We start from the raw sequence: 15183 nt of genomic DNA, 5'->3' as shown, positions 1-15183 counted from the left end.
CATGCGTCCGTTGCGCCTGATGTTCGAGGGCTTCGGCAGCTACCGCGACGAGACCGACGTGGCGCTGCACGACGTCGACTTCTTCGTGCTCACCGGTCCGACCGGTGCCGGCAAGTCGACGGTGATCGACGCCCTGTGCTTCGCGCTGTACGGCACGGTTCCCCGGTGGGGCAAGGGGAACGTCATCCGCAACGCGCTCGCGCCGTCGGTCAACGAGGGCAAGGTGTGCCTCGTGTTCGAGGCGTCGGGTGGCCGGTACGCGGCCGTGCGGCTGCTGCGCCGCAGCGCACAGGGCAACGTGCAGACCAAGGAGGCGCGGCTCGACCGGCTCGACCCGTCGGTGCCGCCTGACGCGGACCTCACGAAGATCCTCGAGGCGGTCGCCGAGTCCGTGGCCGAGGGCGACAAGGTCACCGGCGCGGTCAGTGAGCTGCTGGGCATCGGGTACGAGCAGTTCACGCAGTGCGTCGTGCTGCCACAGGGCCGGTTCGCGGAGTTCCTGCAGGCCAAGGCCGGTGACCGCCAGGACCTGCTGATCAACCTGCTCGCCTTCGCGGTGTACGAGGACATCGGCAAGAAGGCCCGCGAGCGGGCGAGTGTCGCCGCGAGCAGGCTCAAGGACCGCGAGAAGCAGCTGGCCGAGCTGGGCATGGTCACCGACGAGGTCGTCGCGGCGGCGTCGGAGCGGGTCGACCGGCTGGCCGGTCTGGTGCCCGCGGTCGACGAGTCCGTGGAGAAGATGGCCGAGGTCCGCGCTCGCTGGGCGGAGGCCAACGCCGCCACGAAGATCGCGCGTGAGCAACTCGCCGACCTGTCGGGGCTGCGCCGTCCCGGCGACGTGGTGGACCTCGCCACCCGGCTCGCCGACGCCGACGAGCTGATCACCCGTCGCGTCGCGGAGAAGGCCGAGGCGGAGGAGGCGGAGACGAAAGTGGAGGCCGCCCGCGCCGGGCTCCCGGAGCAGGCGGAGCTGGTCCGCTGGCGCGACGCCCACACCCGGCTGGCGACGCTCACGTCCCGGCTGGAGCGGCTGAGCGCGGCCGCCGCGGAGTCGGACGCGGCGGAGAAGGCCGCGGCCGCCGAGCTGGTGGCCGCCGAGCAGGCCCTCGCCGACGCCGAGACCGCGCAGACCACCGCCGACCGCGCGCACCGGGCGGTCGCGCTCGCCGCCGACCTGGTCGAGGGTGAGCCGTGCCCGGTGTGCCGCCAGCAGGTCCACGACCTGCCGCACCACGCCGTCCCGGCCGACCTCGGCGACGCCCGCGTCGCGGTGAAGACGGCCAAGTCCCAGGTCACGGCCGCGCGCAAGGCGCACGCCGACACCGCTCGTGCCGCCGCGACCGCCAAGGCGGAGGTCGAGGGCGGGCAGCGGCAGTCCGCCGAGCTGGCCGCCGAGCTGCGGTCCGCGCCGCCGCTCGCCGAGGTCGAGACCGCGCTGGAGAAGCGGGAGGCGGCCGATGCCGCCGCCGAGCGCGCCAGGACCCGGGCCAGGGCCGCACGCCGTGCGGTCGACGACGCGCAGAGGGAACGCACCGCGCTCGGTGACGAGGAACAACGCGCGTGGGCGGCGCTACGCGCCAGCCGCGACCAGTTCGTGGCGCTGGGTGTGCCGCCGGTGGAGGGCGCCGATCTCGCCGCGGCGTGGCAGGCGCTGCTCACCTGGGCGACCACCCACCGCGACGAGCTGACCGCCCGCGTCGACGACCTGGACCGCACGGAGCGGGAGCTGGCCGCCGAGGGCACGGCCGCCAGGACGGCGGTCGCGACGCTGCTGGCCGAGCACGACGTCCCGCTGCCCGACCGCGCGAAGGCGGATGTGGTGCTCGGCACCGCGCTCGAGGGCGCCCGGCGCGACCTCGCGGACCTGACCGGCAAGCGGTCCCGGTCGGCGGCGCTGGTCGAGGAGCTCGCGCAGGCGCGCGAGGAGCAGCGGGTCGCACACCTGCTCGGCCAGCTGCTGAAGTCCAACGGGTTCGAGGCGTGGCTGTGCGCCGAGGCGCTCGAGTCCCTGGTGACGGAGGCGTCGGAGATCCTGATGCAGCTGTCGGGCGGGCAGTACGAGCTGCACCGCGACAGCCGCAACGACCTCGTCGTGCTCGACCACAACGACGCGGGCACCACCCGGCCGGTGAACACGCTGTCCGGCGGGGAGACGTTCCAGGCGTCGCTCGCGCTGGCGCTGGCGCTGTCCCACCAGGTCGTTGGCCTCTCGGGCGGGAAGCGGGACCTCAGCTCGATGTTCCTCGACGAGGGTTTCGGCACCCTCGACGAGGCCACGCTCGACACGGTCGCGGCCACGCTGGAGCGGCTCGCGGCCGAGACCGACCGGATGGTCGGCATCGTCACGCACGTCCCGGCGCTGGCGGAGCGGGTGCCGGTGCAGTTCGCGGTCACCCGCGACGGCGCGTCGTCGCGACTGCGGCGCGTCGAGGTGTGAGGGTGCAGCCATGACCGGACTGCTGGCGCCGACCTACACCGTCGATCCGTGGGATCCCGGGTACGGGGTCGCGCGCGGGGACGAGCTGGACGGCCGCGAGTCCACCGCCCGCCTCGACGTCGGCCTGGAGGTCCCCGCGGAGCGGTGGCAACCGATCACGCCGGCACCGGGACCGCTGCCCGGCTCGGTGCTGTTCCTCGACGGCGTCCAGCGGATCGACGCCCGGATCTGGCACCACGGGGACGGTCCCGAGCCGGTGCCGGGCATCGCCGCCTCGGTCGCGGCGGGGCTGGTCCGCTGCGACGGCGCGGCGCAGATCGTCGACTGGAAGGTCGACCGCGGCTTCTTCGCCGAGCAGGGCGAGGACATCAAGACCCGGCACGCCACCTACGCGTTCCACCGCACGCTCGGCGGCCTCGACAAGCTGACCTTCGGGGTGACGCACCGGATGTCCGAGCTGGAGGTGGAGCTGGCGGCCCGGTGGCGCGAGCAGTCGGGTGCGGAGGACGACCTGCTGGTCGTCGACGGCCCGCTACGCGGCCGCACCCACCTCGCCAGGACCGTCGGGTACGTCAAGACGCACCAGAAGTCCTACCTGCAGCGCGAGCAGGCGGTGGTGATCGGCGCGCTCGGGCCGGGGCAGCGGAGCCCCGTGTTCGGCATGGGCACCTCGTGGGAGCGGCGCTCCTGGTACCTGCGCCTGCCGGGGGCCACGCGCGCGCCGTGGGCGGCGGTCGTGCGGCTGGAGTGCTCGGCCGATCTCGCGGTCGAGGAGGCGGTGGCGCTGGCCGACGTGACGGCGTTGGTGCTGCCCGCCCTGGCAAGCGTCCCGCACAAGGACCCGCGAGCCCCGCAGAACCTCGTGCCGATCGGTGGTCTGGAGCGTCAGCTGAAGCACCGCCTAGGCGACGCCGGCCTGCTGTACCGGTCGCTGCGCGGTGCGTTCGCCGCCTAGCGAGACCGCGAACCACACCAGCCCGGCCAGCATCAGCACTCCGTGCGCGATCCGCACCGGCGCCGGGGTGAAGAACTGCGGCAGGAACAGCACGAACCCGGCGGCGAACACCCACGCGCCCGGCTGCCGGACCTTGAGCGCGACCAGCACCGCACCGACCGCGAGCGCGACCAGCCCGGCCCCGAACGCCGTGACGGCGACCGGGTGGTAGCGCGTGGCCTCCGCGACGGCGAGCAGGTCGGTGCCCGCGGTGGTGGCGGCCGCGTGCAGACCGAAGTCCTCTGCGCCGTAGTAGGTCAGCGTCAACCCGGCACCGGCCCACATGACCGCGACCGCGGTGGTGCCGACCAGGTCCCGTAAGCCCAGCAGCGCGAGCCCGATGAGGATGAACCCGACCATGGCGAAGAGGTGGGAGGCCACCCACGCACCGGAGGCCATGGCGGCGTGCGCCCCGGCGGCGGTGGTCTCGTCGTCCCACGGCCGGACGACGGGGTAGAGCAGGAACAGCACACCGGCGACGGCGAGCGCGATTCTGGGCATGGCCTTCACTCCGGTCTGGGGGGTGGTCTCAGGGTGGCGATGACGGTGCTGACCAGCTGGTCGTAGGTCTGGTCGAGGTCTTCCGGCAGGCCGAAACCGCCGCCCGCCTCCAGCGAACTGAACCCGTGGGCGACGGCCCGCAGGCAGCGGGTGGCGTGGATGGCGTCGGAGCCGGCCAGGCCGTAGGCCCGCAGGGCGGCGAGCACGACGTCGAGGAGTTTGCCGCCCGCGGCGGCGAGGGCGGGGTCGTGGAGCGGGTCGAGCGGCATGGCCGCGTACCGGGCGGGGTACTGGCGCACGTAGTCGCGGTAGGCGTGCATGAGGGCGGCGACGGCGTCGTCCCCACTGCGGCCGAGCACCGTTCTCGTGAAGTGGTCGGCCATGTCGCCGATGACCCGGGCGCCGAGCAGCGTGCGCAGCTCCCCGAGCCCTGCGACGTGCTTGTACAGGGACGGGGTCGCCACCCCGGTCCGCTGCGCCACCGCGGCGAGGGTGAGCGCGTCGACCCCGTGCTCGTCGGCCACGGCCAACGCCGCGTCCACGACAGCTGTCGTGGAGAGGCCGGCCCTAGGCATGCTCGCTACCTTGCATAGCCCAAAAGCTAATGGCAGTAGTCAGCGGCGTCAAGGGGCCGGTCTGTGTCAGCTGTGCTGGTTTCCGGTGTGGTCAGTCGCGGTCGGAGATGCCCTGTTCGGTCAGTGCGAAGCGGGCTGTGCTCTCGACGGTGTCGGCCACGTCCAGGGTCTTGTCGTCGACGTAGTCGGCGGTCAACGCGTCCAGCATCACCCGGGCGCCGGTCGTCTCCTCGGTGACGACGGAGTCGGTGTCGTCCGGGATGGGGGCGACCGACATCTCGAAGTCCGGCTCGCCGGCGCGTGCCTCCACGCGCAGGCCACCACCCGCGCCAACGCCCTGGGCGTTGACGAGCTTGTTGATGGCCAGTCCTGCCTCCGGCGTGATGTGCAGCATGGGTGCTGGCTGCCCTCGCCGGGTGCTGGTCAAACCACCGGTGCGGGTGACGTGGTCTGGTAGATCGCGTTCAGCCAGATCGTGTGCAGGACTGTGACCACGTCGGACTCCGCCAGGGCTGGTTCGTCGCCTGCCAGGAGTGCGTGCATCGACCGTTCGTTCATCGTGCTCAGGGCGATCGCCAGGTCGCGGGCAGGCAAGCCGGGCGGGGCCGCGCCCCTGGCGCGTTCGCTCTCGATCGCGGTGGCCGCGCGGTCGGTCCACGCCGCCATCACCGACGACCACAGGACGCGGACCTCGTCGTTGGTGCACCGGGCTTCCGCGGCCGCCAGCGTGACGGGCCGGTGGTCGCGGAACGTCCGGTAGAACGCCGAGATCACCTCGCGCCAGAAGCGGGGCGGGTCGGTGACCAGTTCGCTGTCCGGCACGACGGTCGCCGCCGCGTCGGCCTCCTGCACCACCCGGTCCAGGAGCGCCAGCAGCACGGCTTCCTTGGAGCGGAAGTAGAAGTAGAACGTCGGCCGCGAGATACCGGCGCCCTTCGCCAGGTCGTCGATCGAGATGTCGCGCAGTGCCCGTTCGCCGAGCAGCCGTTCCGCGGTCGCGAGGATCGCGTGCTCCCGGTCGTCCCCGGTGGGACGCGAGGCGCGGCGACCACGGACGGGACGAGCGGCGGCAGTCATGACGCCACGGTATCAACAGCGTGTTGACTGAGTCGACACCCTGTCGATAGCGTGCTCGACATGGCAACGGAGCACGTCGATGTCCTGATCGTGGGCGCTGGTCTTTCCGGCATCGGCGCCGCATGTCACCTGCGTCAGCACTGTCCGGACCGCACGTTCACGATCCTCGAGGCCCGTGACGCCATCGGCGGCACGTGGGACCTGTTCCGCTACCCGGGGGTCCGGTCGGACTCCGACATGTTCACGCTCGGCTACTCCTTCAGCCCGTGGAAGGAGGCGAAGGCCATCGCCGACGGTGACGCCATCCGCGAGTACGTCCGGCGCACGGCCCGTGAGTTCGACGTGGACTCCCGCATTCGCTTCCACCACAAGGTGATCGCCGCGGAGTGGTCCAGCGAGGACGCCCGCTGGACGGTGACCGCGGAACGCTCGCCGGCTGCCGAGAGCGACGCGGAGTCCGAGACAGCGGCAGGGACAGCGGCAGGGACACCGGCCGAGACAGCGGTCGAGACGGTGACCCTGACGTGCTCCTTCCTGTACGTGTGCTCCGGCTACTACCGCTACGACAAGGGCTTCACCCCTCCTTTCGAGGGTGTCGAGGACTTCGAGGGCCAGGTGGTGCACCCGCAGCACTGGCCGCGGGACCTCGACTACGCGGGCAAGCGCGTGGTCGTCGTCGGCAGCGGCGCGACCGCGATCACCCTGGTGCCGTCGATGGCGCCGACGGCCGAGCACGTGACGATGGTGCAGCGCTCACCCAGCTACGTGCTCTCCCTGCCGGGCAAGGACATCATCGCGGACAAACTGATCGGCAAGGTCCCGCCGAAGCTGCTGTACCCGGCGTTGCGCTGGAAGAACGTACTCATGGCGATGGTGTCCTTCCAGCTGTCCCGCCGCGCCCCGAAGGTCATGAAGGCCTTGCTGCGCAAGGGAGTCCTGGCCCAGGTCCCGACGGGTTACGACGTCGACACGCACTTCGCGCCGCAGTACGACCCGTGGGACCAGCGCATGTGCTTCGTCCCGGACGGTGACCTCTTCACGTCGCTGCGCTCGGGCAAGGCGTCGATCGTCACCGGCGCCATCGACCGTTTCACGCCGGGTGGCCTGCGCATGCGATCCGGCGAGGAACTGCGGGCGGACATCATCGTCACCGCCACCGGCCTGAACGTCCTGGCGGTCGGCGGCATGACGCTGATCGTCGACGGCAAGCCCGTCGACCTCGGCGACACGGTGGCGTACAAGGGCATGATGCTGTCCGGGGTGCCGAACTTCGCACTGACCATCGGCTACACGAACGCGTCGTGGACGTTGAAGGCCGACCTGGTGGCCGGGTACGTGTGCAGGCTGCTGAACCACATGGCCGCCCGCGACTACCAGGTGGTCACCCCGGTACTGGCCGACCCGGAGGTCGACACGGTGCCACTGATCGACCTGAAGTCGGGCTACGTGCTGCGCAGCCTGGAGAAGCTGCCGAAGCAGGGCCCAGCAGCCCCGTGGCGCCTCTACCAGAACTACCCGAGGGACGTGTACCTGATGCGCCGCGGCCCGGTGGACGACGACGTACGTTTCGACCGAGTGCGAACGACGGCCCACCAGCCGGCGTAGTCGCAAGCCCCACACCACTCCCGAGGCAAACCACCGAAAGAGGTCCTTGCCAAACCAGCTCCGTTGCCACCCCCGGCCATCCCGGAGACCTGCCCTCCGGCGAGGAGGCCCGTCCGGCGAGGACAAAGCAGGAAGTGGGGAAGAGCCGAGAGTCAAGGTTCGGTGGGGAGCGCGGGATTCCGGCGGGACCCGCGAGGGAGAGACCAAAAGCTGAAACGTGCCGGAAAGCCAGCGCGGAAGGTAAGGACCCCCGATGAGCGAAGTCCGAGTAGACGGCCTGCGTACCCGATACCGCGTCGACGGGACCGGTGATCCTGTCGTGCTTCTGCACGGCATCGCGCGTACGCATGCCGACTGGAGCGCTCAGCATGAACTCCTCTCCGACCGCTTTCGGGTCTACAGCGTGGATCTCGCGGGTTTCGGCGGTTCCGACCCGTTGCCCGGCCGGTACAGCCTTCAAGCGCTCGCCGACTTCGTCGAGCGGTTCCTCGACGCGGTGGGCCTGACCGAACCCGTGCACCTCGTCGGCAACTCGCTCGGGGGAGCGGTCGCCATGCGCGTTTCCGTGCAGTCGCCGGAGCGGGTGCGCACGCTGGCCCTCGTGAACAGTGCGGGCTTCGGCAAGGAAGTCACGATTGCCTTGCGGCTGCTGGCCGTCCGGGGGTTGGCCGCGTTGTTGCTGCGCCCGTCGCGGGCCGGGGCGCGGCAGGTGGAGCGGTCGTTGTACGTCGACCGGGCGTACGTGACCGACGAACGGGTCGAGTACGGGTACCGGATCGCCACGCGGCCGCACGGTGCGCGGGTCATGACCGACCTCGCGCGCAACCTCGGGAGCCTGCGCGGGGTGCGGCAGGCCTGGCGGGACGAGTTGCTCACCGCCGTCGCCACGGCCAAGGTGCCGACGCTGGTGGTCTGGGGAGACCGGGACCTGATCCTGCCCGCCGCCCACCTCGAGGCGGCCAGGACCTTGTTGCCGCACGCACGTGTCCACCTCTTCCGCGACACCGGGCACATGCCGCAGGTCGAGCGGGCGGAGGAGTTGAGCGAGCTTCTCGTGGACCTCTGGCGCAGCTGAATCGAACATATGTCCACATTATGTGGGCATTGCGGACCTGGCCAGGGGCATCACCGGATCGTGTGATGCGGGTGGGGCACGGGCTATTGACAAAATAGTCTTTTACGTACAAGACTCTTCTCATGACGAACCAGATGAGGATCCGTGGCAGGACCACGGCTCCGCTCGCCACCGTTCGTGCCGCGCTCACCGACGCCGCCGCGCTCGAGGTCTGGCTCGCCGAGCGGGCCGAGGTGGACCTGCCGCACACCTTCGCGTTCTGGGGCCGCCACACGCCCGACGGCGAGGAGCCAAGTCAGCGCCTCCTGCACGCCGACGACCACAACCTGCGCTTCGAGTGGCACCTGCACGGCGTCACCACCACCGTCGAGGTGGCACTGTCCGAAGAGGACGGGGACACGGTGATCGCGTTGTCGCAGAGCGATGTTCCGCTGCACGCGGACGCGGTGGCCAACAACACCCCGCTCTCGATCCTCGGCACGTTCTGGTCACTGGCCATCGCCAACCTCGTCGACCACGTCGAGGGCCGCGAGACCACCCCGAAGTGCGACTTCACGCAGAAGGAGACCTTCCGCGCGGAGCTCACCGTCGGTGCCGAGCCGGACGACGTCTACGCCTCCCTCATGGAACCCGAGCGCTTCCGCCAGTGGTTCCTGGCCAACATGTCCGTCGAACCGCACGTCGGCGGCCGGTGGGCCATGGGTGACAACTTCGACGACGAGGACGCCACCGCCCGCATCGTCGACCTCGAACCCGGCAGGCGCGTCGGCCTCGACTGGGGCGACATGGTGTCGACCTGGGAGCTCGAAGGGTCGCGGGGCAGGACCCGGCTCACGTTCGTGAACAGCGGCTTCGACGGCGACAACCCGCCCTACGCCGACTGGACGGGCTGGCTCAGCGGCCTCGCGGCTCTGCGCCGGTTCCACGAACTGGCGGACCCCCGGCCCATCTGGCTGTCCATCGACTGGCCAGGCATGGGCGACGGCGTGCTCGTGGAGGGACTGCGGTGACCACGCTCGCTTCGCCGAGAGCCGGCCGCCGCGAGTGGATCGGCCTCGGCGTCCTCGCCCTGCCCACGATCCTCGTCGCGCTCGACATGAGCGTGCTCTACCTCGCCATCCCGCACCTCGCCACGAGCCTCGGCGCGAGCGACATCCAGCAGTTGTGGATCACCGACATCTACGGGTTCGTGCTGGCCGGACTGCTCGTGACGATGGGCCACGTCGGCGACCGCGTCGGCCGCAAGCGCTTGCTGCTCATCGGCGGCGCCGCGTTCGCCGTCGCGTCCGTGCTCGCCGCCTGCTCGACGTCGCCGGAGATGCTCATCGCCACCAGGGCACTGCTCGGCGTCGCCGGCGCGACGATCATGCCGTCCACGATGTCGCTGATCCACACCATGTTCACCGACCGCAAGCAGCACGCGACCGCGATGGCGATCTGGATGGGCTGCTTCATGGGCGGTTCCGCGCTCGGACCCGTGCTCGGCGGCGCCGTGCTCGAGTACTTCTGGTGGGGTGCCGCGTTCCTGATCGGCGTGCCCGTGATGGTGGTGCTGCTCGTGCTCGGGCCGGTGTGGCTGCCGGAACACCGCAACCCCGGCCCCGCCCGGCTGGACGTGCCGAGTGTCGCGCTCTCGCTCGTCGCGGTCCTGGCCGTGGTGTACGGCCTGAAAGAGCTGTCCCGCAATGGTTTCGGTGCCGGATCGGCCGGGGCGGTCGTGGCCGGGCTCTGCGCGGGGTACGTGTTCGTCGCACGGCAGCGCAGGCTCACCACGCCGCTGCTCGACCTCGGGCTGTTCCGCAACCGCGTCTTCCGCGCCGGGTTGCTCCTCACCGTCGTCGCGGGCCTGACCGCGGGCAACACGCTGTTCGTTTCCCTGTACCTGCAACGGGTCGAAGGGCTCTCGACCCTCCAGACCGCGCTGTGGCTGCTGCCCAGCACGCTGGCGATGCTGCTGGTCATCCAGGTGTCACCCCTGCTGACCAGGCACATCCGCACCCCGCTCGTGATCGGTGGCGGGCTCGTGGTCGCCGCCGCCGGCTTCCTCCTGCTCACCCAGGTCGACGGCGGACTGCCGCTGATGATCACGGGCATGGTGGTGCAGAGCATCGGGATCGGGCCCATGGGCGGACTGTGCGCGATCATGGCGATGCAGGCGGTACACACGGAGGAGGCAGGCGCCGCGGCCGCGCTCACCGAGACCGCCGGGGAGCTGGGACTCGCGACAGGCGTCGCCGTCCTCGGAGTGGTCGGCATGGCCGTGGCGCGAGGCGACGGCGGGCTCGTCGGCGGCCTGAACGCGTCGGCGGCCATCTGTGCCGGCGTGGTGCTGCTGGCCGCGGCCCTCGTGGTGCGGTTGCGGACATGAGCGACCGCGCGGAGTGGCTCGACCAGCGGCTCGCGGCCGCCGGGTTGCGCAGGACCGGGGAGATCACCTGCCCGCACGACCGACCGTGGGGCACCGTGCACACCGCACCGACCACCGGCGGCCCGGTCTGGCTGAAGGCACCCGGCACGGGCACGGTGTTCGAGGTGGCCCTGTACGAGCTGCTCCCCAGGGTCGCCCCGGACCACGCACTGCGGCCGATCGCCGTCGACGTCGACCGCGGCTGGGTCCTCCTGCCCGACGGCGGCACCACCCTCGGCGACGCGGGCACCGACCTCGTCGCCGGGCTCGTCACGGTCCTGCCGCAGTACGCCGCCCTGCAACGGGATCTGGCCGCGCACACCGGCGCACTGCTGTCCTACGGGGTCGCCGACATGCGCCCGGAGACCATGCCGGCCCGGTTCGACGAGGCTGTGGCCGCGGTCACGGCCGGGCCCGAGGTCCGTGCCCTGCGCGGCACCTACGCGAAGTGGTGCGCCCGGCTCGCCGCGTCACCAGTGCCCGCGAGCATCGACCACAACGACCTCCACCCCCGGAACGTGTTCCTCGACGGCGACCGCGCCCGCTTCTACGACTGGGGCGACGCGGTCGTCGCGCACCCGTTCGCGAGCATGCTGGTGACCGCCGCCGTGGTCCGCGCCCGGCTCGGCGTCGGCCAGGACGATCCCGCCGTCCGGCGCGTCCGCGACGCCTACCTGGAGGTGTGGAGCGACCTCGCGCCACCTCGGGAACTCGTCGCCGAGCTGGAGCTGGCATGCTGGGTGGGGAAAGTCGCACGGGCGCTCATCTGGGACCGCGCACTGCGCGAGCAGGGCCATGACCAGGCACGAGAGTTCGCGGACGCCCCGCGTCAGCATCTCGCCGCACTCCTCGCGGACGGTTGGTCGGACCTCACGGAGGGCGAATGAGCAGTCAAATGCCGGGGGTTGTCGGGGGTAGCGGATAGGCTCTCCTACGGTGGTGGACGCCTGAGGCGGGTGGTCGCACGGGCGCGCCATGAATCGGGAGACGACCAGACGTGACTGCGGGAACCTTTTACGGTGCCGACGATCTGACCCACCTCGAAGGTCTCGAGGCGGTGCGGAAGCGGCCGGGGATGTACATCGGCTCGACGGACAGCCGGGGCATCAACCACCTCTTCAACGAGATCGTGGACAACTCGACCGACGAGGGCATCGCCGGGCACGCGAGTCGCGTCGTGGTGGTCCTGCACGCCGACGGCAGCGTCCAGGTCGACGACGACGGCCGCGGCATCCCGACCGGTGTCCACACCAAGTCCGGTTTGTCCGGCGTCGAGCTGGTGCTCACCCGCCTGCACGCGGGCGGCAAGTTCGGCGGCTCCGGCTACAAGACCTCCGGCGGCCTCCACGGCGTCGGCGCCTCCGCGGTCAACGCGCTGTCCCACCGCTTCGACATCACCGTCAAGCAGGACGGCAAGGTCCACCAGATGTCGTTCGCGCACGGCGTACCCGGCGAGTTCGACGGACCGGGCCCGAAGGCCAAGTTCGCCAAGAAGTCCGGCCTGGCCGTCGCCCGCCGGATGAAGCGCGGCGAGTCCACCGGCACGTCCATCCGCTACTGGCACGACCAGCGGTACTTCGAGAACAGCGCCGCGCTGGACATCGAGGCCGTGCGAGCGAAGCTGCGCAACACCGCGTTCCTCGTGCCCGGCGTCACCTACGTCCTGCGCAACACCACCGAGGGCGCGATCGAGGACGAGACCTTCCACTACCCCAACGGCCTCGTCGACATGGTCGAGTTCCTGAGTCCGACGGCCGACAAGCCGGTGTCCGGCACCATCATGATCAACGGCACCGGCACGTACCGGGAGAACGCCGCCGACGAGAACGGCGTCATGCAGTCCAAAGTGGAGCGCACGGCCGAGGTCGAGATCGCGATGCGCTGGGGCACCGGCTACGAGCGCACCATCGAGTGCTTCACCAACACCATCAGGAACATGCACGGCGGCACCCACCGCCGGGGGTTCGACCGCGCCGTGGTGAAGGCGGTCAACGAAGCCATCGGCAAGACCCGGGGCCTGCTCAAGCCCAAGGAGGACCCGCCGACGCTCGAGGACGTGGAGGAGGGCATGACCGCGGTCGTGCACGTCCGCCTGCCGGAGCCGCAGTTCACCTCGCAGACCAAGGACGAGCTGTCCACCGCGGGCATCACCAGGGTGCTGCAGTCCATCGTGGAGCGTGAGATCCGCGCGTGGACGGAGAACCGCAAGACCAAGACCGAGGCGAAGACCGTGCTGCAGAAGGTGGTCGACGCCTCACGCGTCCGGCTCACCCAGAAGCAGCAGAAGGACGCCGCCCGCCGCAAGACCGCCCTCGAGGGCGCGGCCATGCCACCGAAACTCGTCGACTGCCGGTCTACCGGCATCAACCGCAGCGAACTCTTCCTCGTGGAGGGCGACAGCGCATTGGGCTGTTTTACCGGCGACACCATGGTGGCGCTGGCCTCGGGAAAGAGCCGCTCCTTCGCCGACCTGGCGGCCGATTGGGAGAAGGGCATCACCCACTTCGGCTACACGACCAACAAGGCGGGCCGGGTCGTGGTGGCTCCGCTCGTCGAGCCACGGCTCACCAAGCGCAACGCGCCGCTCGTACTGGTCACCCTGGACAACGGCGAGTCGGTCCGCTGCACGCCCGACCACTTGTTCCGCCTCCGCGACGGTTCCTACCGGCGCGCGGACCAGCTCGCCGCGGGCGACTCGTTGATGCCGCTGTATCGGTCGGTGTCGGCCCGGTCCGCCGGTGACAAGCTGGACGGGTACGAGCGCGTGTGGATGAACGACCGCGAGGAATGGGTCTACACCCACTACCTCGCGGATGCCTACAACCTGCGGCATGGCCTGGACAGCGCCGACAATGGCTCCGTTCGCCACCACGTCGACATCAACAAGCGCAACAACGATCCGCGCAACATCCGCCGGATGACCTGGGACGACCATGCGGCGCTGCACGCGGCGATGATGGGTGAGCACGTGCACGAGGGCTATCGCGCGTGGCTCGCCGCGGGCGGGCTCGAGTTCAAGTCCGCGATGCTGTCCCGGCAGTGGGAGGACCCGGAGTTCCGGGCCGCCTGCCTCGCCCGGCTCGCGGCTCGCAACGCGGACGCGGCGTTCCGGGAGAAGGTCGAGCAGGGCTTCCGGGACTGGTACGCGTCGCTGAGCGAGGACGAGCTCGTTGCCTACGCCGAACGCCTGCGCCAGGTGCAGGCCGACTACGGGGCCAACCCCGAGCACCGCGCCGCCGCTGCCGAACGGGTGCGGACCTTCTTCGCTGATCCCGTTCGCCGGGCGGAGTGGAGCGAGCGTTCTCGCCAGCAGTGGCAGGACGAGAACCTGTTGAGCTGGCGCAGGCAGACCACAGTCGCCCAGTTCGCCGACCCTGCCGAGCGCGCCCGGCAGGGTGCCGCTGTGCGCGCGTGGCACCGCGACAATCCGGGGTTCGGCGAGCGCCACTCGGCGTACATGAAGCTCCGCATGAGTGACCCGAGCACGGGTCATCTGGCGAAGGTCCAGGACGGTCGGCGGAACTACGTCGAGTCGGTGCCGCGTGCGGAACGTGTCGCTCAGCAGAACAAGGGCCGCAAGCTCGCGGCGCTCAAGCGCGTCTCGGCGTTCCTCGAGTTGTCCGACGCGGAGATCGGTGCCGCGTACGACGCCGAGCGGATGCACACCGCGCGTACCGGCTTGCGTTTCGACCGTCTCATCGCTTACTTCGACGGTGACTACACACGTCTGCGCGATGCCGCGCGGATGGCCAACCATGCCGTGGTGGCGGTGGAGGTCCTCGACGAGACCGCCGACGTCTACGACCTGACCGTCGACGGCTACCACAACTTCGCGCTCGCAGCAGGCGTCTTCGTGCACAACAGTGCGCGCATGGCGCGCGTGTCCGAGTACCAGGCGCTGCTTCCCTTGCGTGGCAAGATTCTCAACGTCCAGAAGGCGAGCCTCGCCGACACCCTGCGCAACGTGGAGATCGCGTCGATCGTGCAGGTGCTCGGTGCGGGGAGCGGGCGCACCTTCGACCTGTCGACGATGCGCTACGGCCGGGTGATCCTGATGGCCGACGCGGACGTCGACGGTTCGCACATCCGCACGCTGCTGATCACCTTGTTCGCCAGGTACATGCGGCCGGTGATCGAGGACGGCAGGCTGTTCGCCGCGATGCCGCCGCTGCACAAGATCACCACCAAGGGGCGCAACCCCGAGACGCACTTCACGTTCTCGCAGCGCGAGATGGAGACCAAGCTCGCCGCGCTGGAGAAGGCGGGCAAGCAGGTCGTCACGCCGGTGCCGCGGTTCAAGGGGCTCGGTGAGATGGACGCCGAGGAGCTGTGGGACACCACGATGAACCCGGCGACCCGCTCCGTGCGCCGCATCACGCTCGACGACGTCGAGGCCGCGGAACAGGCGCTGGAGCTGCTGATGGGCGAGAAGGTCGAACCGAGGCGGGCGTGGCTGGTCGAGTCCTCGGTGCGGGTGGACCAGTCGGCGATCGACTTCTGAGAGAGAGCAAC

12 protein-coding genes are annotated in these 15183 nt (G+C 70.6%); 8 read left to right on the top strand and 4 right to left on the bottom strand.

All coding sequences use genetic code 11. The features are described 5' to 3' along the window. Window position 1 precedes the first annotated feature (1 nt). Both FHR82_RS30270 and FHR82_RS30265 read left to right on the top strand, forming a co-directional pair. A complete protein-coding gene (locus FHR82_RS30270) occupies window positions 2-2437 on the top strand; it encodes an AAA family ATPase (RefSeq protein WP_184813955.1) in 2436 nt (811 codons plus the stop codon). A 10-nt stretch (window positions 2438-2447) separates the two neighbouring features. Next, on the top strand, window positions 2448-3392 hold the full coding sequence (locus tag FHR82_RS30265) for a hypothetical protein (RefSeq protein ID WP_184813954.1): 945 nt from the start codon (window positions 2448-2450) through the stop codon (window positions 3390-3392). On the opposite strand, the gene FHR82_RS30260 is transcribed toward FHR82_RS30265, so the two are convergent. From FHR82_RS30260 to FHR82_RS30245, 4 genes are all read right to left on the bottom strand, one after another. Next, window positions 3339-3932, bottom strand: coding sequence for a hypothetical protein (locus tag FHR82_RS30260; RefSeq protein WP_184813953.1), 594 nt, complete (start codon window positions 3930-3932; stop codon window positions 3339-3341). The genes FHR82_RS30265 and FHR82_RS30260 overlap by 54 nt on opposite strands. Window positions 3933-3937: 5 nt before the next feature. After that, complete coding sequence (locus tag FHR82_RS30255; protein ID WP_184813952.1) at window positions 3938-4507, bottom strand: TetR/AcrR family transcriptional regulator; 570 nt, start codon at window positions 4505-4507, stop codon at window positions 3938-3940. Window positions 4508-4598: 91 nt separating this feature from the next. Continuing rightward, on the bottom strand, window positions 4599-4901 hold the full coding sequence (locus tag FHR82_RS30250; RefSeq protein ID WP_184813951.1) for an iron-sulfur cluster biosynthesis protein: 303 nt from the start codon (window positions 4899-4901) through the stop codon (window positions 4599-4601). Window positions 4902-4930: 29 nt separating this feature from the next. Next, window positions 4931-5584 (bottom strand): TetR/AcrR family transcriptional regulator, encoded by a 654-nt coding sequence (locus tag FHR82_RS30245; RefSeq protein ID WP_184813950.1) that lies wholly within the window; start codon window positions 5582-5584, stop codon window positions 4931-4933. A 60-nt stretch (window positions 5585-5644) separates the two neighbouring features. Here FHR82_RS30245 and FHR82_RS30240 point away from each other — a divergent pair, with 60 nt between their 5' ends. From FHR82_RS30240 to FHR82_RS30215, 6 genes are all read left to right on the top strand, one after another. Continuing rightward, on the top strand, window positions 5645-7189 hold the full coding sequence (locus FHR82_RS30240) for a flavin-containing monooxygenase (protein ID WP_184813949.1): 1545 nt from the start codon (window positions 5645-5647) through the stop codon (window positions 7187-7189). A 253-nt stretch (window positions 7190-7442) separates the two neighbouring features. Then, a complete protein-coding gene (locus FHR82_RS30235; RefSeq protein WP_184813948.1) occupies window positions 7443-8264 on the top strand; it encodes an alpha/beta fold hydrolase in 822 nt (273 codons plus the stop codon). A gap of 122 nt (window positions 8265-8386) precedes the next feature. Then, window positions 8387-9274 carry an SRPBCC domain-containing protein gene (locus FHR82_RS30230; RefSeq protein ID WP_184813947.1) on the top strand — a complete coding sequence of 296 codons (888 nt, stop codon included), beginning with the start codon at window positions 8387-8389 and terminating at the stop codon, window positions 9272-9274. Beyond that, window positions 9271-10632, top strand: a complete 1362-nt coding sequence (locus tag FHR82_RS30225) for an MFS transporter (protein ID WP_311771341.1) — start codon at window positions 9271-9273, stop codon at window positions 10630-10632. Before FHR82_RS30230 ends, FHR82_RS30225 begins: the two co-directional genes overlap by 4 nt. Further along, the gene (locus tag FHR82_RS30220) at window positions 10629-11558 is read left to right on the top strand and encodes a phosphotransferase (RefSeq protein WP_184813946.1); all 930 of its coding nucleotides are present in this window, start codon (window positions 10629-10631) and stop codon (window positions 11556-11558) included. The genes FHR82_RS30225 and FHR82_RS30220 overlap by 4 nt, the downstream gene beginning before the upstream one ends. A 110-nt stretch (window positions 11559-11668) precedes the next feature. Beyond that, window positions 11669-15172 carry an ATP-binding protein gene (locus FHR82_RS30215; RefSeq protein ID WP_184813945.1) on the top strand — a complete coding sequence of 1168 codons (3504 nt, stop codon included), beginning with the start codon at window positions 11669-11671 and terminating at the stop codon, window positions 15170-15172. Window positions 15173-15183 lie beyond the last annotated feature (11 nt).

Source organism: Actinophytocola algeriensis, from assembly GCF_014203735.1.
Lineage (GTDB): Bacteria > Actinomycetota > Actinomycetes > Mycobacteriales > Pseudonocardiaceae > Actinophytocola > Actinophytocola algeriensis.
The sequence above is the reverse complement of the archived record's forward strand: the minus strand, read 5'-3'. Positions and strand labels throughout refer to the sequence as shown.